Below are 24,298 nucleotides of genomic sequence, written 5' to 3' on the forward strand. Positions count from 1 at the left end.
TCGTAGCACAACGCTGAATACGGCACTACTCATCCGACACCTCCAACCCCCGTCTCCGTGCCTGCTCTACCACGCTAATAAACACATCCTCCAGGGAGAAGGCGATCGCCCGATGCCCCCGCACCTGCACTCCTACTGCCCGCAGGTGTTCCTCAATGTGAGAAATATAGCGTTCTGGGTGTTCTAAAACCGTGTGCAGTCGAGAACCAAAAATGGATACTCGCCAGCGTTCTAGCCGTTGTTTCAACACATCGGATGCCTGCTGTAACGGCTCGCACTCCCATTCCACCAATTGTCCCGGTTGCTCGGCCTTCACCTGACGGGGTGTCCCCTGAGCGACCAGTTCTCCGGCAACCATAAAGCCCAGACGGTGACATTGCTCTGCTTCTTCCAGATAGTGGGTGGTGACGAGAATGGCCATGCCTTGCCGCGCGAATTCGTTAATCCAGCGCCAAAACTGGCGACGGGCCAGGGGGTCTACACCGGAGGTCGGTTCATCTAAAAAGACAATACGCGGTTCGTGTATGACAGCGGCCCCAAAGGCGACCCGTTGTTTCCAGCCACCGGGAAGGTCAGCCGTCATCCGATCTGCCTGTCCCGTCAGATCGCTGATGCGCAATACCCAATCTTTCTTGGCACGGCGATGACGTTGGGGAATGCCGTATACCCCGCAGTAAAACTCCAGGTTTTCGTCGATAGTCAAGTCATCGTACAGCGTGAATTTTTGGGACATGTAGCCAATCTGTTGACGCACCGCACGACTTCGTAACTCACCAGATTCTCCCGCTAACATGACGGTTCCAGAAGTGACGGGCAGTAATCCGCAGAGCATTTTAATGGTGGTGGTTTTCCCAGCCCCATTAGCACCGAGCAGACCAAACACTTCACCGTATTGAATGTCAAGTTGGATGTCTTTAACGGCGTGGAAATCACCAAACGTACGATTCAGATTTCTTGCCCCGATCGCTGTTCCAACGGATCGCTCGATTGAATAAATCCGGGGATAGTCTCCCGATGAGCCTTCGCCTTTCAGCGTGCGCAGACGTGAGACAAATGTGTTTTCTAGGGTCGGTGAATCCTGTTCAATGGCCTCAACCAAAATTTCGTGTTGCGTCAGGATACGGCGAATCCCCTCCGCCGTTTGCCGGGGTTGTGCGGTGAGAACATCGAGGCGATCGCCAAACCGTTGCACATCCGCGATCGTATCCTGCACATCTGCATTCTGATGAAGTACATCTTCTGCCCGATCTAACTGTGCGACAGGCAAATAGACTTCCAGTCGTTGCACGCCTAAACTGGCTTTTATCTGGGCAACCGTATCGCATTGTTGAATCCTGCCTGCATACATCAGCGCAATGCGTGAGCATCGTTCCGCTTCATCCAGGTAAGGTGTTGCGACCACCGTTGTCATGCCTTCCGAGGCCGCCAGTTGTACTAAAATATCCCAAAATTCGCGGCGGGATACCGGATCAACCCCTGTTGTGGGTTCATCCAGTAATAAAATGCGCGGTTGGTGTACCAGTGTGCAACACAGTGCGAGTTTTTGCTTCATCCCACCGGATAACCGACCAGCCAGGCGATCTTTAAATCGGTCCAGATCCAGCAACGATAAGTAATGATTCCCACGGGTTTCTAAATCGCGATCGCTCACCTCATGTAATCCTGCTGTGTACCGCAGGTTCTCCCATACACTCAGGTCCTGATACAGACTAAAGCGCTGCGTTAAGTAACCAATTTGCAACCGGGCATCGCGAGGATTTTCCCCCAGCACGTCTACCTCTCCCGCCGTCTGCGTCATCACTCCAGAAAGGATTTGAAACGTCGTCGTTTTTCCGGCCCCATCTGGGCCAATAAGCCCAAAGATTTCGCCAGGGTAAATGTCTAGATTGAGGGTGGCGATCGCCTCCACCCCTTGCTTGCCATAGCGATGGTGCAAGTCACGAATTGAGATAATGGGCGCTTCTGGTGGACGACGGTAGGCTGAAGCTGAGAGGGTCTGTGTCATAAGAAACTCTCACTCTGCCAGGTTTTCTGGAATTAGAATTCGGCCGTCGGCAGGCATTCCCTGCTTCGCTAAACCCTGAGGGTTCTCGATGGTCAATTCCACCCCGAATACCTGGGTTACTCGGTCGTCCTTAAAATAAGTGTTTTCAGGTGTAAAACTCGCTTCGGGGTCGATGCGGCTTACGGTAGCGTCCAGTGGGCGATCGGGGAATGAGTCGAGATACACGTGAGCCTGTTGCCCAATCTGCACACGACCAATCTCCCCCTCCGGGATAAAGCCACGCAGGTACAGGCCATCCGTATCTACCAGCGTCAGAAGGGGCGCACCTGCCGCTACCACTTCCCCCGGTTCCGCCAGACGGGTAATGATGGTGCCCGAAGCAGGGCTGCGAATGGTCAGATCATCTAAATTGGCTTGAATGCGAGCCTGTTCGGCCTGAGCACTGCGAATGTCGCGTTGGGCGATCGCCACTTCCGTTTCGGCCTGGGCAATCTGCCGTTCAATCTGCAAAACTTCCGCTGCGCGAATGGGGGAGTTTTGCTCTCCTGCCTGAGCCTGGGTTAATTGCGCCGTTGCGGCCTGCACCCGCTGTTGGGCGGCGCGAACCTCGGCCTGAGCCACCCCCAATTGTTGATTCTCCTCATCCAGCCGTTGTGCGGAAGCTGCCCCCTCCGCAAACAATTGGCTATACCGCCGTTGCTCCACCTGGGCCAGTTGCAACCGCTCCTGAGCCGCTGCCAACTCGGCCTGAGCCACCGCGACTTGATTTTGTGCCTCTGTGACCTGCCCCTGACTTTGCTGCCCCGCTTGCGCCTGTTGAAGTCGAGCTGCCTGCGCCTGTGCCTGCAATACAGGAATTTGTTGTTGGGCGCGCTCCAGGCGATTCTGGGCCGCTTCTACGCGGGCGATCGCTCCCTCCAGCTGAGCCTGCAATTCGGCCTCATCCAACTCAATCAGTAACTTCCCCGTCTCTACCCGTTCCCCTTCTCGCACCAAAACAGCCTCAACCTGTCCCCCCGTCTTTGCCGAAATATCGGTTTCGTATCCCTCAATTCGCCCGCTCAAAAACAAGCCATCGGGTTCAGGTTCATAGAAGAACAGACGATAAATCCCAAAGCCCAGCCCTGCCAGGAGCGCGATCGCCCCCAATATTCTCACAGGTTTAGGGATACCTCGCCGGGGCTTTTGTGGCGGTGGAGCATGCTCAGGAACAGAGGACTCGCTATGTCCAGGCGATCGGGTTTCCAGTGGCAACGTATTAGTTGGAGGGGAACTATCAGACGAATCAAAGGATTGGGTCATAGGTGCCGTTCCTCGAATGGAGATGCGATCGCAGACATGGATACGAACGAGGAGTTGGACCAATAGCTGCGTTATCTAACAGAATTTTAATTGATTAGTCAATCAACAATCATTAAAAAAAGTGACGCTTTGTCTACGGCTGTATAGCACTCATAACAAGTAAGGTTAAATACCGATGATAAAAGTGGTGCAGCACTTTGCGCCGCACCACTTTTATCATCGGTATTTAACCCGGCATGATATCAGTAGGTGGTTGCCATTAAACATAAGACCAGGCAGATCAGGTTGACGAATCTGCCTGAGGCGGTTGTGTCTAGAGATGGCAACTGTGTCAAACAGATTCTACAGCGGGGAATTGGATGCCTTGCAGAAATACCTCAACGGCTGTAGCTACCATCATGTCAGGGCTAAGTTCTTGAGCATCGGGTTGATGAAACACGTGTCGTGTGAGTGCATAGGCAACCAACGAGCCCATAAAACAACGAGCTGCTGCATTTGGGTTCAAGGGTTTAAACGTGCCTGCGGCAATTTGCCGTTCAATGTAGCGGGTCAAGAAGCCGATAGAGCGACTGGGGCCGATACTATTCAACAGTTCTCCTACAATCGGCTGCCGAATCGCCTCACTCAGTACAAGGCGCATTAAGGCATTGGAGGTCGGGTTCTCCAGGGCTCGCAGAAAGGCATTGCCAAAGACCAGCAAGACTTCTCGGGGAGGCTTACCCATCATGTCTTCGTCATTGTGGCTCAGCAGTTGTAGCAGCGGCATCCGTTGCTCAAGCACCTGTCGAAACAGATCGGCCTTGTCTTTGAAGTAGTGATAGATCAGGCCAGGAGAGCCGATGTTAGCGGCGATCGCAATATCCTTGTTGGTCGCCTTCTCAAAGCCTTTTTGAGCAAAAACCTGCAACGCCCCATCAATAATCTGCTGGCGCTTATCCTCAAAATCCTGATCGTCTCGCGATGGCATGGAGTTTATTGACTGATTAATCAATGAAGATGGGTTTATAGTAACACCTCTTCCACATTCCACTACCCCCAAATTCTGCTTTAGAGCAATATGCAAGTGCGTTAAGGACGGCAACGGTGGTGTGAGGCACGGAGCGCCTCACACCACCGTACTTAATCAACCCGCACAGGGCTATAGTAGGTTGTTTTGCTCTGAGCGCAATTGCACGACTGAGAAGCGGGTCGACCTTACCGTTGTGTGTGATGTATAACGGACATCACACACAACAAGAATGCCTAAGGAGATTTCTGAGAAACAATATCCCCATTATTTGGAAAAAAGGCGCGGCGAAGCCGCGCCTTTTTTCCAAATAATGGGGAAGTTCTTATCTGGAAATCTCCTAAGTCCCATTACTGCTGATGGGTTTGCTTCTTCCTATCCCGCGTTCAGAACATCACTCAGACATTTCGCCAACTCCTTCGCCGTGTAGGGTTTGGGCAGAAAGGCATGGAGATCCGTGCCCACAATAGAGGGCAGGTGGGTACTGGAGAGCAGCCCGCTCACCGCGACAATTTTTACCTGCGGATTGATCTTGCGGAGGGTTCGAATCGTTGTTGGCCCATCCATGACAGGCATCATCAGGTCAATGAGAACCAGCTCGATCTCCTCTTTGTGTTGGGCGTAGAGGGCGATCGCCTCAATCCCATCATTGGCTGTTAAAACCCGATAGTTATAGGCTTCTAGAGAAGCCTGACTAACCTCACGGATGGCTGCCTCATCATCGACCACCAAAATCATTTGGCCCTGACCCGGACTGAAGGTTTCTTCAGGTACGGGAGTTAATTCGTCCACATGAACAGCCGGTAGATATACCCGGAACTGCGTTCCTTTGCCCACCGTACTGCTGACATCGATGAAGCCCCCGTGCCCCTTGATAATGGCCAACACTGTCGAGAGTCCTAATCCCGTTCCCCGTCCCAGTTCCTTCGTGGTGAAGAAGGGATCAAAAATCCGCTCCAGAATGTCTGGAGCAATCCCCATGCCTGTGTCGGTTACGGTCAAGACAATATAAGGGCCTACGTGGGCATCCAGATTCATCCGTGTGTACTGCTCATCGATATGCAGGTTGGCGGCTTTCAATCTCAGACGTCCACCATCTGGCATCGCATCTCGTGCGTTCACACAGAGATTCATTAGCACCTGATGGAGCTGCGTTGCCTCACCGGAGACCAGCCATAAATCTGGGGCAATATCCATCTCCATATCAATGGATTTTGGAAAGGTCTCATGGGCAATTTCCCGAATTTCGGTAATCAAGTGCCGCACTTGCAATGCTGTATGCTTACCCTCCACCCCGCGAGCAAAGGACAGCACTTGTTTAATCAGCGCTCCCCCGCGACGGGCACTCGCCTGGATCGTTTCCAAAAGTTGCTGCTGTTTTTTCTCATCGGCAATCGCGTGCATTAGCAAAAGCTGTGCTGACGACAAAATCGGCGTGAGAATATTGTTGAGATCGTGGGCAATACCACCTGCCAGCGTGCCAATACTTTCCATCCGCTGAGCCCGGAAGAACTGTGCTTCCAAGGCTTTTTTCTCAGTGATGTCATTGTTGATTTCAAGAATTGCAATTGGCTTACCATCGTTATCCCGCTGAAGCGCCCAACGGCTGGCAATGCTGCGCTGTTGTCCATCCTGCCGGGTATGGAGCAGTTCCCCTTCCCAGTAATTATTTGCCAGAAGTTCAGCCTGGATTGTTCCCAAGGGTTTAGGAAATTGAGTCTCTAATAGCACCTGGGAATTTTGATCGTAGGCTTGCTCTCGAGGCCAACCGTAGATTTTTTCTGCCCCCTGGTTCCAAAATGTAATGCGATCGTCAATGTCTCGAACGATGATCGCATCGTGGGCTAACTCTAGTAATTGCGCCTGTTTCTTTAAGGACTCTTCAGAACGTATGCGTTCACTCACATCGGTTTGCAACCCAATGAAGTAGATGAGTTCCCCTCGTTCCGAAAACACTGGAGAAATCTTCAACTCGTTCCAAAAAGGTTGCCCATCTTTGCGGTAATTCAATAGGGTAACTGTGGCTTCTCGCTGTTCTTGAATCGCCTGCCGGAGCAGCCCTACACTAACAGAGTCTGTATCAGGCCCTTGCAGGAAACGGCAATTACGCCCAATGACCTCTTTCAGTTCGTACCCCGTCATCCGCAGAAAAGCCGGATTCGCATACACGACGGGATTATCGAGCTGGTGGGGATCGGTGACGAGAATGCCCTCGGAAGCGGCTGCGATCGCCTGCCCCAAATAACGATTCTCCTCACCTACCCGACGCAGGGCAAGCTCATGCCGCTGACGCTCGGCTAGTTCGGCCTGCTGCTCGGCCCACGTTTGGCGATCGCGTCGCACCCGCTCCCAATAGTTGATGAAGAAATCCGCCAATTCGGGGGTATCTGCGGTTAAGCTAGCAAAATAATCCTGTACCCGGCGATCGTCCTGATATGCCACCTCCGGGTTGCTTTCCATCCAGACATGGCAAGTTTTAACATAGGCAATAAAACTTACCAGGTAATGATAATAAGTGACACCCAGGAGCTGTCGTAGCATAGCTCGATGTGGCTCACTGGACTCAGGCTGTAATGCAATAAAAATTGCGCAGTATAGAACACTGGTCTCCACCTCCAGATCGGAGGGCCAAGCCTGTAGCGATTCACCATGAGCAGCGAGCACCGCCAAATGATGTTCCACCTCAGCTTCCCTGGGTGGGGGTGCTTCCAATAACTCTAGAACAGCTGCTGCTTGCATTCCCAATCCATACAGCGAGCAACTGTGGCAGATCATGCAATAGGGAACAGCACAAAAGCGCGACAGATAGGCTGATAGCTTTTCTTTGAATAAAGCAGGAAGCGGGTTGAACAAATAGGCCGTCTGAGTTTGCTGCCAGAGGTTTTCTAGCACAGATAAACTTTCAAACGCAGGACTAAAGAAAGTAGGAACAAACCCAAGAGTAGCTTGAATTTCGGCCTGGATATCTTGACTGCGTTCGGAGGAGGACAGTGAGGATATCGCCATAGCGACATCACGGGATTGAACCATAGTCATTTAAAGTTTCTTCTAGCAAAGAAGTTACAACGAAACAATCAAAGTCAACAGCTGGCGGCATTAAAAGCAGTTTTGTTACTGAATGGATGAGGTAGCTCGACCAGCTTCTCTCAATGCTTAGTAAACCTGAAACGTTGTCCCAACAAGGATATTAAAAAAGCATTGTTGAGTCAGATGCAGTTGAACATGGTTGTTTTGCAGTAGGGCAAAATCTGCTTTTGGAAAGAGACTAAATTCCTGATTTATCTCTATGGTAGTAGACTTTCAGTTCATTAAAAAGTCTCTGTTCAAGCGTTAATACTGTTTTATATGAAGCTGTGGCGGGACGCTACGCGTCCCACACCATTCTGCGCAGCTTCATATTGATTTGGTATAACTTATTTAAGCAATTGAACCTAGACATACCGACCTGCAAAGCAAGCTCGTCCTAACCATAAAACAGGCATCAAGAAACTTTGAGGAAGATATCGCCATAGCCATCTACCTTAGGACAAAGGGGCTATGGAGGCTTCCGATATTGCGATCGCCTGGTATCACCCGTATCTATGAACACCATCACCCCAAGTTTGTACCTACGGTTCACCTCTCGATGTTATAAGAGTGTGGTGCAAACCCCACCCGTTTTGAGGAATGATTGCCAACCCTGCTATTGCCCTGACTGATTATGTGATCGTCCTTGAAGCGGCCTTCTTTGCCCTCAGGCTAGTTTGGTTAGGGCGCGTTGGGCAGCTCTGGGCTGCTGCTTTTGTCAGCACGGGCTTGGCCGCAGCCTTCGGAGGCACAGTGCATGGTTTTGTGGATACCCTGTCGCTACGGATGCAAGTCTTGCTATGGCAGGGGGTTGTGGCTAGCCTGGGGATTGCAGGTTGCCTGATGATCATTGCTACGGCTTGGGAGACTTTAAAGGGGCCTATGCGGTATTGGCTCATGGCGATCGCCGTGTGCAAGGCTAGCATCAGTTTATCGTTTGCGATCGCCCACCTGAGTTTTGCCTGGAGTGTTGTTGACTATCTGGTCTCGATGATCATTGTGTTGATGCTACGACAGCGGGCAACGATGGTATCTTGGGCCTCCACGATGATATGGACAGTCCTTGGGGTAGGGTTATCAGCAGCGGCTATCCTGGCACTCCTATTCTCCAAATCAGAGACGAACTGGCTTCAGCCGGAGGTACAGTATCACGTTATTCAAATGGTCGCTTTATACAGCTTTTTTCGCGCAGCTTGTGTCAGTCAACACTCGCGCTACTAAGGATTGGGTGTTGAATAACCCATAATTATTTTTGTGAGAGGGTGCTCAAGTTATGCAATACCGCTTAAAACGGCATTATTCGCTAGCTTGCCATCTTCCATATGAACAATCCGATCAGCCACATCCAAGATTCGATTGTCATGAGTTACCAGCAAAATTGTACAGCCTTGTTCTTTGGCTAAAGTTTGCATCAACGTCACGACGTCCCGACCTGATTTGCTATCCAGGGCTGCGGTAGGCTCATCGGCTAAAACGATTTTTGGGTGGCTCACTAGGGCGCGGGCGATCGCGACCCGCTGCTTCTGTCCTCCTGATAAATCATCTGGATAGTAGTCAAGCCGGTGCCCCAATCCCACCTGTTCTAGCATCGCAGTCGCTCTTGCCTGCATCTCTGCAACGGATAGGTAGTTGTGCAGCTCCAACCCCATCTTGACGTTCTGTACAGCCGTCAAACTGTTATGCAGGTTATGGGCTTGAAAAATATATCCGTTATTCCTCCGAGCCAATGTTAAATCAGTAGCACTCGCCCCACATAATTCCTGCCCCAATATCTCTAAACTTCCAGTCTGGGCTGAACGTAACCCTCCAACTAAAGTGAGTAATGTAGTTTTACCGGAACCGGACGGCCCTGTCATAATCACAATTTCTCCAGCGTTAATCTCTAAATTGATATCGAACAAGACTTGTTTACGTAATTCGCCGTGGCCGAAGACATGATTGAGATGGCTGATAGAGATGACAGGAGACATACGCAGTTCCTTTATTTAGGTTGAAGTTCTATTTTTCATGCACATAGCACACGAAGAATAAAACCTTGAGAAAATCGTTAAAACATATCTGCTGGATCAGCAGATTGTAATTTGCGAGTCGCGATCGCCCCCGAAATGGCACACATCAGAATGGTCAGAACAAGAACAGCGATTGCCCGCGATGATTTCATGTAAATTGGTAGAGCTGTCGCCTGTGCCGCGACGCGATACAGGCCAATCGGCAAAACAAAGCCAGGAATAAAGCCAAGCAAAGCCAGAATGATGGCTTCCTCAAAAACAATAGCCAACAGGTATTGATTGCGATAACCCATGGCTTTAAAGGTGGCGTACTCTTTTAAGTGGCTATTCACATCGGTGGATAGCACCTGATATACAATGACTACCCCAACAACAAAGGCCATGGAGGTACCCAATCCAAAAATAAAGCCAATTGGGCTTTCAGTTTTCCAGTAGCCTTCTTCAAACGCGATGTATTCTTCGTGGGTGAGAACTCTGACATCTTCAGGCAAATAAGCGTCAAGCTCAGCCGCAACAGCCTCGGAATCATAGCCCGGTTCAATTTTGATCAAACCAAGACTGACACTGGCCGCTTCCCTGCGGGGAAAGAAGTGGAGGAACGTTTGATCACTGGCAATCAGAACGCCATCTGCTCCAAAAGATGCTCCGAGTGTGAATAACCCCGCAATGGTAACAGTACGCCGCTCGATTTCTGTCGTGGTGGGTTGGCCCTGTTCGACCTGGGCGATCGCCTGCGTATAGTCGCCCCGTGCATTGCGGTCAAACAAAACCTGATCCGGCAATTTGAGCTGATCGAGTTGTTGATTGACCTCCGGCAAGTTCAACGCGGATTGATCCGGATTGAACGCGATGACTTGGATGGATGCCTCTTTGCGGGTGTCAGGATGCTTCCAGGTAATAACGTTGGAATAAAACGGTTCAGCCGATTGAACACCCTCAATATCATTGGCTTGATACAAGCGGCGACGAGAAAACGTGCTTAGGTTTTGTGTGTTCCGCGCCTGGGGGCTGACCAATACAATATCAGCATCGAGGGCACGGCTGAGCTTCGTGTTGCTATCGTATAGGGCACTTTGAAAACCCAACTGCATAAACATCAAGACATCAGCAAAGGCAATACCGGAAAGGGCAACCAGCAAACGGCTACGTTCTCGGCTCAATTGCAACCATCCCAGGGGAGTGCGCCGTTGTAATTGCTGAAGAAGGGATATCATTGCTCAATGACCGCTGTAATTTGTAAGTTGGTAAATTTTGCTGCTCGTTGGCTCGATGGAACATCCAGCGCAATATGGACTTCCACAATCCGGGCATCAATATTTGTGCTGGGATCTGTATTCACAGTGGTTTGCCGTTTGACTTCCGAGTCAATGCGCTCTACCGTTCCCGATAAATCACTAGAAATTGAGTCACTGGTGATGCGAACGCTTTGTCCTGGTTTTACACGACTGATGTCACTTTGATACACTTCAGCGATCGCATACATCCGCTGAGTCTTTCCAATGTCGGCAATACCGTGACTAGAAACCACCTCACCAGCATGGGTGTGAATTTCAAGCACCTCAAACTCTTCGGGCGACTGCGCTGGGTCTCCGGGTACTCGCACGTAAGCCTGATCCAGTTCAGCCTTTGCCTGGTGCATAGCGGCGATCGCCCGATTCACTTCTGCTTGCTTTGCCTGCACATCTACAGGACGTACCTCCGCAATTTGCTCCAGCCTTGCGCGAGCCTGGCTTAGCTGAGCAGGGCTTGTGGATTGAATGCGTATCAGCACAGCTCTGGCTTCTTCTACACTACGGCGGGCTGTGTCGAGCGCCAACCGTCGGCTATCCAAATCTACAGCAGAGGCAGCCCCCTCCTGGTAAAGCGCCTGATAGCGATTAAAGTCAATTTCAGCATTTTGCAGTTCTGCCATGAACCGAGCCACTGTTGCTTCTTGAGCCCGAATATCGCCCTGTCGTTGCGCTTCCAACCGATCTATTTCAGCCCGTTGGGCGTCAATTTCTCCCTGCTTTGCTCCCGCACGGGTAATAGCCAATTGTGCCTCGGCTACTCGCACATTCTCCTGGGCCTGCTCATAGGCTGCCTGCAAGCGATCGCGATTATCCAGAATGGCGATTACCTGCCCTGCCTGAACGCGATCGCCCTCCTTCACCAACACCTGCTCCACGCGATTTCCGCTATTAGACGGAGCCGATAACTGAATCACTTCACCCTGCGGCTCTAAACGTCCTAAGGCCGTCACAGTTATAGGACGCGGCGGAGAAGCTTCGGCCGCCTGAGCAACGGAGTGGGTGGGGATTTGCGATCGCCAAACCCCATATCCAACTCCTGTAGCGACCACCACAGCCACCGTTGCAACTCCAGCCCACTGTCGCCCCTTCCAGCTATTGACCCGTAAATCTTGCAGCATCAGCACACTCCTGTATGCATTGATCGAAACGAAACTGTTTCGTTTCGCATATAACTAAACTAAACAGTTTCGTCTTGCGGTGTCAAGGGTACAATGGGCGAAGGGTAAATCAGTGGATGCGTGAATGAGTGAATAAGCTACTAGTTCAATACATTGAGACCAATTCGTTGGATGCAAGAAGGCGTAGTTCTTGTAAACCGCAACTTCTGAGGCTGCACAGCCCCATCTTTCCTGAATGCGCCACTACCCATTCCCCATTTACTTCCAATGGCCACCTCCCGCGACTTATCCCCTGAAAAAACTGAAGCGATCCTGGATGGTGCTGTGCAAGAGTTTTTAGAGCATGGTTATGCAGGAGCCCGGATCGATCGCATTGTGGCGGCCGCCGGAGTATCTAAAGCAACGGTTTATCGGCATTTTCCAGATAAGGAAGCCCTATTCACCGCGCTCACTCGGCGCATGGCATCCCGAAAGGAACTGTTTCAAATGCAGAAAATTCAATCCTTTGAGGAGGAACCGAGCAGCTTTTTAAGACGATATGCCAGCAGAATGCTCGACAATGTGGCGAGCGATCCACAAATTCTGACATTTCTCCGCATTATTATTGGTGAGTCTGGCCGGTTTCCTGAATTAGCTCGATCGTTTGTTCAGAATATCGAAAAACCCAGTCTTGACTTCCTCACCTACTATCTCAGTTCTCATCCTAACCTTCAGATTGAGGACCCCGAAGTGGCAGCGCGATCATTTGTTTCCACCTTGATCCACTTCGTAATGGTACGTGACATTTTACATAGTGGAGACATTATGCCGATAGAGCGCGATCGCCTGCTTGACGGTTTACTAAAGTTAGTGACTGCTAGCAAGTCGAGCCAGTAATCGCTCACCTTTCAGATAACGAGTCATAATATATCTCCACCCCTTTTTCGAGCTACGCATTATGGTGCTATTCCAGATGAATCCGCTTAGCTATCCCAAGCAGGCGGCACCCCTGCTAAGGATTCGCAACCTGAACGTTCATTTCCCCATTTATCGGGGAGTATTCTTTCGGCGTCAAATTGGCGCGATCAAAGCGCTAGATGGTGTCAGCTTCGATATTCAACGGGGTGAAACTCTGGGACTGGTGGGTGAATCTGGGAGTGGCAAAACGACAACGGCCCAGGCCATTCTTCAGATGATACGTCCAACCCAGGGTGACGTATATTTCGAAGATATCAACTTAACTCAATTAAACGAGGAAGCCGTTCTGGGCATGCGCCAGCGGATGCAAATGGTCTTTCAGGACCCCTATGGCACCCTTAATCCACACAAGACGATCGGTGACCTCTTAAGTGAACCATTGGATAATTTTGGTGTGGTTGGCGGATTAACCCGCCTGGAACGTATTGTTCAATTACTAGAAATGGTAGGGCTTGATCCAGAGTGCATGTACCGCACCCCCTATGAGTTTTCAAGCGGGCAACGGCAACGTATCGTGATCGCCCGTGCTATGGCTGTTAATCCGGAGTTCATTGTGTGCGATGAACCTCTGGCCACCCTGGACATTGCCACGCAAGCTCAAATTATCAACCTATTGCAAAAACTTCAGAGTGAACTGGGTTTAACCTATCTATTCATTGCCCATGATCTCAGCGTAGTACGCAATATTTCCGATCGCATTGCCGTTATGTACGCTGGCAAAGTTGTTGAACTGGCCGATCGCGCGACCCTCTACTCCAATCCCCTCCATCCCTACACCCAGGCCCTTCTCTCCACCATGCCAATTCAAGGACCCCTGATGGAAGTAGGACGACAACAAGCCAGGCTCCAAGGTCAACACCCAAATCCCGCTAATCCGCCCCAGGGATGCCGTTTTCATCCCCGTTGTCCTCTTGCTCAGGATAGGTGCCGTCAGGAACCAGAACCCAACTTCCAAGATGTCGGCCACGGGCACTATGTAGCCTGTCATATGGTTCCTTAAAGCTGTGTATTTGGAATCTGCCCGGAAACCGAAAACCCAATGTGAGGGGGGTGGGGTGCATCTGCACCTCACCCCCCTCACATTGGGCGTCAGCTTTGTCACCACTCCCACTAAAAGAATGACCGGTTGTTTTATTTGTGCTCTTTGAGAAGGCATCAGCGTCTAAAAAGTAATGGTGGATACAAGCCCCTCAGCGGATTTGGTTAACTCTTTGTATAGTCAGTTTCAAAAAAGCTGTTCATCAATGGGAGGGTTCTCATGAGTGGATTGGGTGGTCTTAACAAATCTCCAGATGGAGTTGTGCTGGGTTTAGTTCAGTTGCAGTTACCAAACGTTGTTACTCCCGATGATTTAGCTGAACAAACCCAACACGTATGCTCTCTGGTAGGCAAGGCACGCCGCAATATGCCCTCCATGGATCTGGTTGTTTTTCCCGAGTATTCTCTGCACGGGCTATCTATGGATACCAATCCCGACATTATGTGTCGCCTGGATGGTCCAGAAGTAGCTGCCTTTAGCGCTGCCTGCCGAGATAATAGGATTTGGGGTTGCTTCTCCATCATGGAATACAATCCTCACGGCAACCCCTACAACAGCGGCATTATTCTAGATGATCAAGGTGAATTGAAGCTGTACTATCGGAAGCTGCATCCCTGGGTCCCTGTTGAGCCTTGGGAACCCGGAAATTTGGGCATTCCTGTCTGTGAAGGGCCGAATGGGAGCACCCTGGCCCTAATTATCTGCCACGATGGCATGTTTCCGGAAATGGCGCGGGAATGCGCTTATAAAGGTGCGGATATTATGCTTCGCACAGCAGGGTACACGGCTCCTATTCGCCATGCCTGGCACATCACGAACCAGTCCAATGCCTTCTGTAACCTGATCTACACGGCATCTGTTTGTATGTGCGGCAGTGACGGCACTTTCGACTCTATGGGAGAGGGCATGATTGTCAATTTTGACGGTACACCTCTCGTTCTTGGAAATGGCCGCCCCAATGAAATTATTACGGGTGAAGTACGTCCCAAACTCGTTCAAGAGGCGCGTCGCCATTGGGGGGTAGAAAACAACATCTACCAGTTTGCCCACCGGGGATATGTCGCTGTGAAAGGCGGCGCACAAGATTGCCCCTATACCTACATGCAAGATCTGATCAATGGCTGCTACCAATTACCCTGGGAAGAGGAAGTAATTCATCAGGATGGCACGTCCTGCGGCTTCCCAGCGCCAACTCGAACCTATCAACCCATGCCACTCATTGAAACGGTTCAATAGACTCGAGTGCGATGAAGTTGAACGGAAGAACATTGTTCTTCCGTTCAATCGCTATTCTGGTTGATGTTGAAGGGTAGCGATCGCCCCCCTTAACCACTCAACATACGCCTGTTCCCGCCGCTGGACTAACTCCAGAGCCAATCGCTGCATCTTCTGCTCCCGAGAAATGCCCGGTGTCGTCAGTGATGGAAGAGCGATCGCGTCACACTCCTCCAGTTTTCTCTGCCGTGCTTCTAACTCCTGCTCCAGCAACTGCACGATCGCGTCATCTGGCAATTGTGCCGCAAAGTGAAGTTGAACCAACAACGGCTCCCGTAGAATGGGTGGTGGCTGATGAGTCTGTAACCATTGCTGGAGTTCTGTCTGACCGGCCTTGGTGATGCAATAGACCTTGCGGTTGGGGCGATCACTCTGAATCTCCACTGTACAGGCGATCCACCCCTGCCCTTCTAACTTTTCTAATGTGCGATAAATCTGAGCCTGATCTGCCGACCACAGATGGGCAATGCATTGGTTAAAGCATTCTGTTTTCAGGTCGTAACCCGTGCGCTCCTGCTGCTGCAAAAGCCCAAGAATCACATACGCAAGAGACATAGGCGGATAACCGCTCCTTAAGGGGGGACAACCGTATAGCTAAAATCATTATAAGTCTATGCTACTATATGATCAGTCAGATATGGGATAGGGCAAGTAAACGTTTTCATTCTTTACGTCCCATCCCCATTCACCATTACCCATCGCTCTATATGACCCAACTCCGCACCGTTGCCGGGATCATCAATAGCGTCGAAACCCTGGAAGGGGCAGGCTTTCTGGTACGTCGCCCTTTCCCAAAAAGCAGCTTTTCAGACTATGACCCATTTCTTCTGCTGGATGAGTTGGGGCCAATTGTGCTTAAACCCGGCCAAGCCAAAGGCGCGCCCGACCATCCCCATCGTGGCTTTGAAACGGTCAGCTACATCTTAGATGGACGCCTGGAGCATAAGGATTCCGAAGGCAATGCAGGGCTCCTGCAAGCTGGGGATGTGCAGTGGATGACGGCCGGAGCTGGAGTTGTCCATTCTGAAATGCCTGAGAATGAGTTTGCGCGTACTGGAGGTCGTTTGCATGGTATTCAGTTGTGGGTCAACTTGCCCCAACGTGACAAGATGATTCCACCCCGGTATCAGGAGATCCCAGCCTCTCAAATTCCTGTGGGGCGCACCAAAGATGGTTCCGTTACCGTGCGCGTAATCGCAGGTGAGTCTTTAGGCGCAAAAGCGGTCATTGAAACGCGCACGCCTATTATTTACCTGCATGTAACGCTCCAACCGGGAGCAAAGCTCGTTCAGCCTGTACCCCGCGATTACAATGCTTTCGCTTATGTTCTGGAAGGTTCTGGCCTGTTTGGTGCCGACCAGGAACGGGGAGAGGATGGACAGATGGTAATGTTTGCACCTGATGGCGATGAAGTGGCGATCGCCAACCCTCCCGAAGTTCAACAACCACTGGACTTACTGCTGATTGCAGGCGTACCCCTCAACGAACCCGTGGTACGTTACGGCCCCTTTGTCATGAACACCGAAGCTGAAATCCTCCAAGCTATTCGCGACTATCAATCTGGAAAAATGGGACGAATTTATGCCTAACACCCTGCAAAACCGGATCAACCAACATCAACTTCTGAGCGAGTTACGCATTAAACTGCTGCATCTTCACAAACAACTCCTGGATACCGAGCGCATCACCTACGAACAAGTACGCGGGCAAGTTTCTCCACGGGAGCTACTCCATCTCGCCATCAACCATGATCAATTCGCCTGGCTCCATCGGCTATCCGAACTGATTGTGCAAATGGATGATCTACTTCATGCCGACGAACCTGTGACAGCAGAAGCGATCGCCGACCTCATCGGTGATGTTCGTACCCTCCTCACCCCCGACACCCTGGGTAGTGACTTTGCTGTGAAGTACGATGCTGCCCTTCAACGTAACCCCGATGTTGTGTTAGCGCACGCGGATGTTGCAAACTTGTTGTAGCGATCGCCAGCTTGACTAAGAATACTGAGGGGTTGAAGACCCTTTAGTATTCTTATACCTTGCACCAAAACCCCTATTTTTTGGTCACTTTGTGACCGAAAATAGGGGTTTTGTGCAAGAGGTAGGTATTTCTATCTGGAAAGTGGGGTTGGCTTTGGATACCCTGCTTGGGGACGCGTCGCTCCCCAAACCCCTAGACTGGGGGAACGGGGCGCCGTCCCCCAGTCCCCCTTACGCTAAAGGGTTGTCGGTGGGAGGTGAATGTGGCGCTTCGCATCGGTGGGTTAGGATCAGGTTTACACAGAATTTTTGCCATGCATCGGTAACGTTACCCGAAATGTAGTTCCCTTGCCAAGTTGACTTGCTACATCAATCTGTCCACCCTGCAAATCCACAAATCGCTTCACAATATTCAATCCCAAACCTGTTCCCGCAATATTACTCACATTGCGCCCTCGATGAAATGGTTCAAATAAATAGGGCAAATCTTCTGGCGGAATACCAATGCCCTGATCCACAATACAAAAGGTCACCTGATCCTTCTGCTTGAGCAGTTTGAACTGAATACAACCTGGTGCAGGAGTGTAACGCAAAGCATTCGCAAGAATATTAGTCAGAATCGAGCGAAGCAACCGTGGATCAAGTGTGATGAGCAATCGTTTGAAGCGACACTTAAACTGAATTCGCTTGTCCTGATCATCATAAGCATTCTCTGTTTCACCTAGCAGAATTTCCGCAACCAGTTCCTGACAAAACGGAATTAAATCAAATTGATTGGGTTGAACTTCAATCCCTTTCGTTTCAATTCGGCCAATCATTAAAATGGCATCAATCATCTGAGTCATGCGCTCAACATTATTCTGGATGCCTGCCAGATAGGTTTCTTTTTGGTCATCTGTGAGCTGCATGTTATATCGTTCAAGTGATGATGCTGATAGAGAAATGTTGTTCAACGGATTGCGGAATTCGTGGCAAATCATTGTGATCACACGCGATCGCAACTCACTCAACTCCTTCAACTGCTCATTCGCCTGCTGTAGCTCAAGGGTGCGATCGCACACCCGCTGTTCCAATTCCTCGTTTGTACGCTGCAAAACAGCCTCAGCCCATTTGCGCTGGGTAATATCGCGAAACGCGACCACTGCTCCCACCAGCTTTCCCTGCTCATCCCGCATCGGCGTACTGATATATTCAACCGGAAAGCTCGTACCATCCTTGTGCCAAAACACCTCCTCTGCGACCCGATGGACAATTCCATCTTGAAACGCCGCATAAATCGGACATTCTTCCTGGGGATAAGGCGAACAATCCGGACGGGAATGATGCAAGATTTGGTGCATTGACTTACCAATTAACTCCTGCGGTTCCCACCCCACCATTTGAGCCCCAGCCGGATTCACAAATGTTGCATTTCCCTGCAAATCAACCCCGTATACCCCCTCCCCAATGGCATTGAGAATAAGCTGCTGCTGCCGACGTAGAGTCGCGATCGCAGGCCTGGTTGAAATCATCTGCTCGGTCTGCGTTAATCGAGTGTAGGCCAGTAAAAATTGCTGGCTATCGCAGAGATACACTCCTATTGAAGTTGAAATGACAATGGGTTCTGAAGCCATATTGGCATCTCGCATCAGCAGTTGCTCGATCGCCTCCTGTAAGGGCAATCGCTCATCCATCTGCATATAATCCCTGGCAATCTGCCACCAGTGAAATTGTTGCGGCAGGGATTGCTCCAGTACGCTTCGCCAGATAGAGCGGTGCGATCGCCACTCCATAACCCGTTGCCGCGATACCATGGCCAGGGCTACTCCGGTTGTCTCCCCATGAACTAGCACACCAGCTGCATCGTGCTGAGCCCGAAAATGACGGGTTAAATCTCGATAGGTTGCCTGGCTTGAAACCGCATAGGTTTTTAGAGGAAGCTGCGGGACAAGGTCATGAATCGTCAAGGAAACCTCTGCAAGAAGTGCATCATTGGCCGGTAGAACAGATGAGAAAGGCAACGAATCTGAAAGGTTGGCTAACTTTTGAGGTGAAGAACGCATACCATCGCCAATAAGTTCTACCAAAGAAGAGATTGAGTCATGAGTACCGTTGGTGTGAACGCGAGAACCATGGGTAAACCCGACAGACGCTGTAAGCTCAAATTACAATACTCTGGACAGTTTTTCTAAAACCTTTGATTTTGCGTGCGCTTCGCGCACGCAAAATCAAAGGTTTTAGAAAAACTGTCCGCACTAATGAAATTACAACTCGAGACGAATCTTGAAAAATATGTAGTCTCCTACACCACAGACATACTCTAAAAAAATTATCAAGGATAAGGGCTCAGTTAAAACCCGGCCTATTCCTGTCAATAAGTACTCTTAGTCTTGGATAGGTTCTATATCTTAGGTAACAAGGTTGGGCGATCGCCTTCATCCTAAAAATCTTAGTTTTCCAGCATCCATTTGTCCAGCAAACCAACAGCCGCGATGAAAACCATTTTGGTTATTGAAGATGAAGCACAACCCCGCGAGATTTTCTCGCGATGCTTACACTTTGAGGGCTTTCACGTTTTGACGGCAGAAAGTGGCACTGTAGGAGTCGAGTTGGCTCAGAAATATATTCCCGATTTGATCGTGTGCGACATCATGATGCCGGATCTGGATGGCTATCAGGTGTTGTCAACGCTGCATCAAAAACCAGCAACAGCCGCCATTCCCTTCATCTTCTTGACGGCGAAAGTAACGATGGCAGACTTGCGACAGGGTATGGAACTGGGAGCCGATGATTACCTGACCAAACCCTGTACGGTGGAGCAATTGCTGGCGGCCATTAATACCCGCTTAGCTCGCCAGGAAATGCTAAAACGCTGGTCAGCAAACAATCCTCAGACGAATGAAGAATTATCAAAAACGACGTCGAGCCCACCCTCCATATTTCCCAGTAACCCCAAACTCGATCCCGTTTTTCGCTTTATCGAAGCTCATTACACCCAACCCATTAGCCTCACAGACGTAGCTCAGGCAGCAGGCTACTCCCCAGCATACCTGACTCACCTGGTTCAAACGCAAACAGGCCGCACTGTCAAACGGTGGATTATTGAGCGGCGCATGGTCCAAGCTCGATTACTCCTGACAAGCACTGCTCAAACCGTCAATCACGTTGCAGAGGCCGTAGGCTATGCCGATGTCAGCTACTTCGTACGCCAATTTCGGCAGTTCCATAATGCATCTCCTCAAGCCTGGCGAATAGCGACAGAAGTTCAGGTTGCAATGTCGTAAACGCTTTATTCTCCGCTTTAAGGCTTGCTAATACGCTGGTGTTCTTGTGTCAGTAATGTAGCATGCTACATTACTGACACAAGAACACCAGCACTTGAATTATCTCTGATGAATTATGCGGATTATGCGGATTGCATCATGGGTAAGTGTCAACCGTACCCATCTCACTGCTTTTAAGGCTACTAATGGTAAATAAATATTCTGTATCAAAATACTCAATTTGACAAATTTTGTATTTCTAGAACATAGTAAATTTCTTTATAGCTATATGAAACAAGATGCTTTTTAAAAGCATCAAAAGAAAGTCCTACTCTTGCCAAAGAAGTTTCAATGTCTTTTCTAAAAAGTCTTGATAAGTTGTTTGCATGAATTTCGAGTTGTGCGAATTACACAGTCTGTATTTCAAGGAGATTAGTCATGCCTGCAATCGAAATTCCCGAAATCACGAAGAAATTACTTGCCGCCAAGGAAGCAACGGGTGTTACCTTTGCCGAATTGGAAAAGAAATTAGGTCGCGATGAAGTGTGGATCGCAGCAGTGTTCTACCGGCAGGCTAGCGCATCCATGGAAGAAGCTACCCAAATTCTAGAAGCTTTAGGCTTGAGTGCCGATTTAGCTTCTGAATTAATGGAATATCCTGCGAAAGGCTTAGGACCATTGGTCCCAACCGATCCGTTGATCTATCGCTTCTATGAAATCATGCAAGTGTATGGAATGCCTTTAAAAGATGTTATTCATGAAAAATTTGGCGATGGCATTATGAGTGCAATTGATTTCACATTAGATGTGGAAAAAGTAGAAGATCCCAAGGGCGATCGCGTCAAAGTCACTATGAACGGCAAATTCCTTCCCTATAAAAAGTGGTAAGACACTTAAGGACATGAATAGTTGTACACATTATCAACACAACTATTCATGCCATTTCACGTTCTTCTCAAGCATTGAGAAATTTCAGAATGAAGCGATCGTCAATTTAACGTAAACGCCAAATTAGCCTTATTGGCCGGGCATACTATATTAGTATTCTACTAATTCGCCCCTTAAACAAATACCACCAAACATAAGGGCTGATTTGAAGAATAATCCCGCTTGTTTCGTCATTATTTCTTCTCCAGATCGCAAGCAGAAAGTCTAGCTATGGAAAGTAAACCTCCCTTCCCTCCCTTTACCCTGGAAACAGCCAAAGCCAAAGTTCAGGCTGCCGAGGATGCCTGGAATACTCGCGATCCCGATCGCGTCGCTCTAGCCTACACTGAAGACTCTGAATGGCGAAACCGCGCCGAATTTGTTACCGGACGAGATGCTATCCGCGAGTTTCTCAAGCGCAAGTGGGCCAAAGAACTCGACTATCGTCTGAAGAAAGAACTGTGGTGCTTCATGGATAACCGCATCGCGGTGCGTTTTGAATACGAATGGCATGATGACTCGGGGTTCTGGTATCGTTCCTACGGCAACGAAAACTGGGAGTTTGCTGAAAACGGTCTCATGATGCGTCGCTTCGCTAGCATTAACGATGTTCCCATTAAAGAATCCGATCGCAAATTTCTTTGGGAAAGATAGCGGTGGGTGTGAAATTTAAAGACGTTCAACAATTTGAAACACGGTTCAACGATTGAGATTTCTGCTTGCTCCAACATGAATCTATTGAGCTTAGTAATCGGTTGTGCCTCAAAGAAGTGTGGGATAAATTGCGAGCTTATGAATTTTGAGATGTCCACAGAAGGAACATTGCATCGCTAAGATACCCTTGACACGATCAACCGATTTAAGTTTTAAGATTTCAAGATTTGTTCCCAGTTATGTTCTGTGTTGTCATTAGCTGGGAACAAACACTCAATCCTCAGTTCTTGCAAGGTAATGTCATAGGGAGTGCCGAGAGTAGCGATCGTTGAGAAAAACTCTAATTCTAGATCCCCTCGTTTGAGATGAACGGTTAACAGCATAGTATTTTGAGTTGTTCGAGCGGAAGGATGCCAAACCTCAGCAATGCCGGGATAACTCATCAACTCATTCAGTAATGCTTTGGATTGTTCGCTTTCACCCTCAGCGCTTCCTTCGGAGTTGCGCTTTGTGCTAATCGCTTCTCGGTGCAAGCGTTGTAGTAAATGACCTGAAAGATCGTCCCGGGGCGTACCATTGCATCAGCGAGCCACTTCTGTTGGGGAACGAATGCGGCAACTTGAACAGAACACAAATCTGATCACTCCACACATTAAACACGTTTGAAATCAAGCGCTAGATGCACCAATAGATGTTGAAGTAACCTGGATATATGGCGATCTCCATCCCTGCAATGTGTTGGTTGAAAAGGGCGTGATCACAGGCATATTGATTGGGGAGATATCACAGCAGGAGATTGTGCAACAGACTTGGCGGCAATCTGGATGCTCTTTGCTGATGCAAAAGTGCGTCAACAGATTACTGTAGAATACAGTGCTTCTGAAGCAACTCTGCAACGTGCTAAAGGATGGGCAGTATTCTTTGGTGCCATCCTACTGGATACGGGATTAGTTGGTAACCCACGGTATGCTGCGATCGGAGATAAGATATTGCGGCGTATTGCTTCTTTGTAAATGGAGCGATCGCCCCTGTCACAAGCAGAACACATTGCCATAGTTCTAACTGCTATTGGGTTATTGAGCGACAAATTGCTTCCCACAAGCGCTACAGAGATAGCACTGCTCACCCCGACAATTACCATTTCTCGGATTGATAGTATTGCTTTATTGACTACGCTTCAAGTGATTTTCTCCCCAATTACAAAGTACTTGCAGCACAGGTTTGAGCGTCAGACCATACTCTGTAAATGAGTATTCTACTTTAGGTGGCACTCCTGAATAGACATTGCGATTCACAATTTCATCTTTTTCTAGCTCTCTCAATTGTTGAATCAACATCTTTTCTGTGATTTCTGGCATCAATCGTTTGAGTTCACTAAATCGCTTTTTCTCATCTTTGAGATGCCACAGGATCAAAATTTTCCATTTTCCACCTAACACTTTTAGGGTGGTTTGTACAAACACAGTGCCTTGGGTGGGTGCATTGGTCATCTAGGCTACTTTCCGATTTCTTAAGGGAGCTTACAAAAAAGTAAGTACTTCCGAAAAAGTTAGTAGGAGTATACCCTGGTCATGGTCGTTGGTCATGGGTCTTGCTTGCTCAGGATGGCAAATCACCAATGACAAATAACATCCCCATGAGGATAAGACACAATGCAAGTTCAAGGTGCGATCGCATTAGTGACCGGTGCAAACGGTGGCATTGGGCAATACTACATCCAAGGCTTACAAGCGGCTGGAGCCAGTCGAATTTATGCAGGGGCACGCAATCCAGATAGCTTGAAGGACATTGTTGCAACAGACCCCGATCGCATCATTCCCATTCCCCTCGATATTACGGATGAAGCTTCGGTTGAGACCGCAGCTAAGACGTACTTGGATGTGAATCTTCTCATCAATAATGCCGGAGTGGGGTTCAATCAGCGGTTAGTTGCGGATATTAACTTTGACAAGGTACGATCGGAGATTGAGGTCAACTACCTCGGTACATTGCGAATGTGTTTGGCGTTCGCTCCAATTTTGAGAGCTAACGGGGGTGGGGCGATCGTCAATATGCTCACCATCCTGGCAAAGATTAATTTTCCGTTGAATGCGTCTTACTGTGCATCTAAAGCAGCAGCTCTACTGGCAACACAGGGGCTTCGAGCTGAGCTTGCCTCACAAAAAACATTGGTGGTTGGGGTGATGCCCGGAACAGTAGACACCGGGATGAGCAAGGATTTTCCACCGCCCAAAGTCGTGCCTGAAGAGGTCGTGCGGGCAGCACTTCAGGCAGTTATTGATGAGGTTGAGGATGTTTATCCTGGTGAACAAGCACAGGAGATGCAGGCTCAGTTACTTCAAAACCCGAAAGCTGTTGAAAAATGGATGGCAGGCATTTTAGCAAGTTAATCCATTTATGCCCCTCAAAGCAAACACTCTTCTTGT

Annotated in this window: 22 protein-coding genes; 11 read left to right on the forward strand and 11 right to left on the reverse strand. The window is 49.4% G+C overall.

Features of this window, described 5'->3' with window-relative positions; all coding sequences use genetic code 11:
- Positions 1-25 precede the first annotated feature (25 nt).
- The 4 genes from H6F91_RS00195 to H6F91_RS00210 all read right to left on the reverse strand — a co-directional run bounded on the left by H6F91_RS00195 (position 26) and on the right by H6F91_RS00210 (position 7,349).
- A complete protein-coding gene (locus tag H6F91_RS00195; protein ID WP_190774942.1) occupies positions 26-2,005 on the reverse strand; it encodes an ATP-binding cassette domain-containing protein in 1,980 nt (659 codons plus the stop codon).
- A 9-nt stretch (positions 2,006-2,014) separates the two neighbouring features.
- Positions 2,015-3,370, reverse strand: a complete 1,356-nt coding sequence (locus H6F91_RS00200) for an HlyD family efflux transporter periplasmic adaptor subunit (protein ID WP_242035562.1) — start codon at positions 3,368-3,370, stop codon at positions 2,015-2,017.
- A 268-nt stretch (positions 3,371-3,638) separates the two neighbouring features.
- The gene (locus tag H6F91_RS00205; RefSeq protein ID WP_190774941.1) at positions 3,639-4,274 is read right to left on the reverse strand and encodes a TetR/AcrR family transcriptional regulator C-terminal domain-containing protein; all 636 of its coding nucleotides are present in this window, start codon (positions 4,272-4,274) and stop codon (positions 3,639-3,641) included.
- Positions 4,275-4,688: 414 nt separating this feature from the next.
- On the reverse strand, positions 4,689-7,349 hold the full coding sequence (locus H6F91_RS00210; RefSeq protein ID WP_199307558.1) for a PAS domain S-box protein: 2,661 nt from the start codon (positions 7,347-7,349) through the stop codon (positions 4,689-4,691).
- 630 nt (positions 7,350-7,979) lie between these two features.
- Here H6F91_RS00210 and H6F91_RS00215 point away from each other — a divergent pair.
- Positions 7,980-8,600, forward strand: coding sequence for a hypothetical protein (locus H6F91_RS00215; RefSeq protein WP_190774940.1), 621 nt, complete (start codon positions 7,980-7,982; stop codon positions 8,598-8,600).
- Positions 8,601-8,650: 50 nt separating this feature from the next.
- Here the strand turns inward: H6F91_RS00215 and H6F91_RS00220 are convergent, their stop codons facing one another.
- From H6F91_RS00220 to H6F91_RS00230, 3 genes are all read right to left on the reverse strand, one after another.
- Positions 8,651-9,349 (reverse strand): DevA family ABC transporter ATP-binding protein, encoded by a 699-nt coding sequence (locus tag H6F91_RS00220; protein ID WP_190774939.1) that lies wholly within the window; start codon positions 9,347-9,349, stop codon positions 8,651-8,653.
- Between the two features lie 77 nt (positions 9,350-9,426).
- Complete coding sequence (gene devC, locus H6F91_RS00225; protein WP_190774938.1) at positions 9,427-10,602, reverse strand: ABC transporter permease DevC; 1,176 nt, start codon at positions 10,600-10,602, stop codon at positions 9,427-9,429.
- A complete protein-coding gene (locus H6F91_RS00230) occupies positions 10,599-11,798 on the reverse strand; it encodes an ABC exporter membrane fusion protein (RefSeq protein ID WP_190774937.1) in 1,200 nt (399 codons plus the stop codon). Before H6F91_RS00230 ends, devC begins: the two co-directional genes overlap by 4 nt.
- Before the next feature lie 267 nt (positions 11,799-12,065).
- Between H6F91_RS00230 and H6F91_RS00235 the strand changes: the two genes are divergently transcribed.
- The 3 genes from H6F91_RS00235 (at position 12,066) to H6F91_RS00245 (ending at position 15,030) form a co-directional block, all read left to right on the forward strand.
- On the forward strand, positions 12,066-12,674 hold the full coding sequence (locus tag H6F91_RS00235) for a TetR/AcrR family transcriptional regulator (RefSeq protein WP_190774936.1): 609 nt from the start codon (positions 12,066-12,068) through the stop codon (positions 12,672-12,674).
- 76 nt (positions 12,675-12,750) lie between these two features.
- Entirely contained in the window at positions 12,751-13,755 is a 1,005-nt protein-coding gene (locus H6F91_RS00240; RefSeq protein ID WP_199307570.1) for an ABC transporter ATP-binding protein, read from the forward strand.
- 258 nt (positions 13,756-14,013) lie between these two features.
- Positions 14,014-15,030 carry a formamidase gene (locus tag H6F91_RS00245; protein ID WP_190774934.1) on the forward strand — a complete coding sequence of 339 codons (1,017 nt, stop codon included), beginning with the start codon at positions 14,014-14,016 and terminating at the stop codon, positions 15,028-15,030.
- Between the two features lie 51 nt (positions 15,031-15,081).
- On the opposite strand, the gene H6F91_RS00250 is transcribed toward H6F91_RS00245, so the two are convergent.
- A complete protein-coding gene (locus tag H6F91_RS00250; protein ID WP_190774933.1) occupies positions 15,082-15,624 on the reverse strand; it encodes a PadR family transcriptional regulator in 543 nt (180 codons plus the stop codon).
- Between the two features lie 152 nt (positions 15,625-15,776).
- On the opposite strand from H6F91_RS00250, the gene H6F91_RS00255 reads away from it, so the two are divergent.
- Both H6F91_RS00255 and H6F91_RS00260 read left to right on the forward strand, forming a co-directional pair.
- Complete coding sequence (locus H6F91_RS00255; protein ID WP_190774932.1) at positions 15,777-16,658, forward strand: pirin family protein; 882 nt, start codon at positions 15,777-15,779, stop codon at positions 16,656-16,658.
- The gene (locus H6F91_RS00260) at positions 16,651-17,049 is read left to right on the forward strand and encodes a hypothetical protein (protein ID WP_190774931.1); all 399 of its coding nucleotides are present in this window, start codon (positions 16,651-16,653) and stop codon (positions 17,047-17,049) included. Before H6F91_RS00255 ends, H6F91_RS00260 begins: the two co-directional genes overlap by 8 nt.
- Before the next feature lie 296 nt (positions 17,050-17,345).
- On the opposite strand, the gene H6F91_RS00265 is transcribed toward H6F91_RS00260, so the two are convergent.
- Positions 17,346-19,091, reverse strand: coding sequence for an ATP-binding protein (locus H6F91_RS00265; protein ID WP_242035563.1), 1,746 nt, complete (start codon positions 19,089-19,091; stop codon positions 17,346-17,348).
- A gap of 429 nt (positions 19,092-19,520) precedes the next feature.
- Between H6F91_RS00265 and H6F91_RS00270 the strand changes: the two genes are divergently transcribed.
- The 3 genes from H6F91_RS00270 (at position 19,521) to H6F91_RS00280 (ending at position 21,872) form a co-directional block, all read left to right on the forward strand.
- Complete coding sequence (locus H6F91_RS00270; protein WP_190774930.1) at positions 19,521-20,312, forward strand: response regulator; 792 nt, start codon at positions 19,521-19,523, stop codon at positions 20,310-20,312.
- Between the two features lie 417 nt (positions 20,313-20,729).
- The gene (cynS, locus tag H6F91_RS00275) at positions 20,730-21,179 is read left to right on the forward strand and encodes a cyanase (protein WP_190774929.1); all 450 of its coding nucleotides are present in this window, start codon (positions 20,730-20,732) and stop codon (positions 21,177-21,179) included.
- Between the two features lie 270 nt (positions 21,180-21,449).
- Positions 21,450-21,872 carry a nuclear transport factor 2 family protein gene (locus H6F91_RS00280; protein WP_190774928.1) on the forward strand — a complete coding sequence of 141 codons (423 nt, stop codon included), beginning with the start codon at positions 21,450-21,452 and terminating at the stop codon, positions 21,870-21,872.
- A gap of 212 nt (positions 21,873-22,084) precedes the next feature.
- Here H6F91_RS00280 and H6F91_RS00285 read toward each other — a convergent pair whose 3' ends face one another.
- Positions 22,085-22,405: a hypothetical protein gene (locus H6F91_RS00285; RefSeq protein WP_190774927.1), complete on the reverse strand. Its 321-nt coding sequence runs from the start codon at positions 22,403-22,405 to the stop codon at positions 22,085-22,087.
- Between the two features lie 291 nt (positions 22,406-22,696).
- On the opposite strand from H6F91_RS00285, the gene H6F91_RS00290 reads away from it, so the two are divergent.
- Positions 22,697-22,885: a hypothetical protein gene (locus H6F91_RS00290; protein WP_206754880.1), complete on the forward strand. Its 189-nt coding sequence runs from the start codon at positions 22,697-22,699 to the stop codon at positions 22,883-22,885.
- Positions 22,886-23,035: 150 nt separating this feature from the next.
- On the opposite strand, the gene H6F91_RS00295 is transcribed toward H6F91_RS00290, so the two are convergent.
- On the reverse strand, positions 23,036-23,362 hold the full coding sequence (locus H6F91_RS00295; protein WP_190774925.1) for a winged helix-turn-helix transcriptional regulator: 327 nt from the start codon (positions 23,360-23,362) through the stop codon (positions 23,036-23,038).
- Between the two features lie 162 nt (positions 23,363-23,524).
- Here H6F91_RS00295 and H6F91_RS00300 point away from each other — a divergent pair, with 162 nt between their 5' ends.
- Positions 23,525-24,262, forward strand: a complete 738-nt coding sequence (locus H6F91_RS00300) for an SDR family oxidoreductase (RefSeq protein ID WP_190774924.1) — start codon at positions 23,525-23,527, stop codon at positions 24,260-24,262.
- Positions 24,263-24,298: the final 36 nt, after the last annotated feature.

The organism is Leptolyngbya sp. FACHB-8 (genome assembly GCF_014695575.1).
In the GTDB taxonomy this organism is placed as follows: domain Bacteria; phylum Cyanobacteriota; class Cyanobacteriia; order Elainellales; family Elainellaceae; genus Vacuolonema.

What these genes read in the sequence shown, in the direction of transcription:
- H6F91_RS00195 (WP_190774942.1), bottom strand. Translation starts at nt 2,005, where the DNA reads ATGACACAGACCCTCTCAGCTTCAGCCTACCGTCGTCCACCAGAAGCG.
- H6F91_RS00205 (WP_190774941.1), bottom strand. Translation starts at nt 4,274, where the DNA reads ATGCCATCGCGAGACGATCAGGATTTTGAGGATAAGCGCCAGCAGATT.
- H6F91_RS00210 (WP_199307558.1), bottom strand. Translation starts at nt 7,349, where the DNA reads ATGACTATGGTTCAATCCCGTGATGTCGCTATGGCGATATCCTCACTG.
- H6F91_RS00215 (WP_190774940.1), top strand. Translation starts at nt 7,980, where the DNA reads ATGATTGCCAACCCTGCTATTGCCCTGACTGATTATGTGATCGTCCTT.
- H6F91_RS00220 (WP_190774939.1), bottom strand. Translation starts at nt 9,349, where the DNA reads ATGTCTCCTGTCATCTCTATCAGCCATCTCAATCATGTCTTCGGCCAC.
- devC (WP_190774938.1), bottom strand. Translation starts at nt 10,602, where the DNA reads ATGATATCCCTTCTTCAGCAATTACAACGGCGCACTCCCCTGGGATGG.
- H6F91_RS00230 (WP_190774937.1), bottom strand. Translation starts at nt 11,798, where the DNA reads ATGCTGCAAGATTTACGGGTCAATAGCTGGAAGGGGCGACAGTGGGCT.
- H6F91_RS00235 (WP_190774936.1), top strand. Translation starts at nt 12,066, where the DNA reads ATGGCCACCTCCCGCGACTTATCCCCTGAAAAAACTGAAGCGATCCTG.
- H6F91_RS00240 (WP_199307570.1), top strand. Translation starts at nt 12,751, where the DNA reads ATGAATCCGCTTAGCTATCCCAAGCAGGCGGCACCCCTGCTAAGGATT.
- H6F91_RS00245 (WP_190774934.1), top strand. Translation starts at nt 14,014, where the DNA reads ATGAGTGGATTGGGTGGTCTTAACAAATCTCCAGATGGAGTTGTGCTG.
- H6F91_RS00250 (WP_190774933.1), bottom strand. Translation starts at nt 15,624, where the DNA reads ATGTCTCTTGCGTATGTGATTCTTGGGCTTTTGCAGCAGCAGGAGCGC.
- H6F91_RS00255 (WP_190774932.1), top strand. Translation starts at nt 15,777, where the DNA reads ATGACCCAACTCCGCACCGTTGCCGGGATCATCAATAGCGTCGAAACC.
- H6F91_RS00260 (WP_190774931.1), top strand. Translation starts at nt 16,651, where the DNA reads ATGCCTAACACCCTGCAAAACCGGATCAACCAACATCAACTTCTGAGC.
- H6F91_RS00265 (WP_242035563.1), bottom strand. Translation starts at nt 19,091, where the DNA reads ATGCGTTCTTCACCTCAAAAGTTAGCCAACCTTTCAGATTCGTTGCCT.
- H6F91_RS00270 (WP_190774930.1), top strand. Translation starts at nt 19,521, where the DNA reads ATGAAAACCATTTTGGTTATTGAAGATGAAGCACAACCCCGCGAGATT.
- cynS (WP_190774929.1), top strand. Translation starts at nt 20,730, where the DNA reads ATGCCTGCAATCGAAATTCCCGAAATCACGAAGAAATTACTTGCCGCC.
- H6F91_RS00280 (WP_190774928.1), top strand. Translation starts at nt 21,450, where the DNA reads ATGGAAAGTAAACCTCCCTTCCCTCCCTTTACCCTGGAAACAGCCAAA.
- H6F91_RS00290 (WP_206754880.1), top strand. Translation starts at nt 22,697, where the DNA reads ATGCTCTTTGCTGATGCAAAAGTGCGTCAACAGATTACTGTAGAATAC.
- H6F91_RS00295 (WP_190774925.1), bottom strand. Translation starts at nt 23,362, where the DNA reads ATGACCAATGCACCCACCCAAGGCACTGTGTTTGTACAAACCACCCTA.
- H6F91_RS00300 (WP_190774924.1), top strand. Translation starts at nt 23,525, where the DNA reads ATGCAAGTTCAAGGTGCGATCGCATTAGTGACCGGTGCAAACGGTGGC.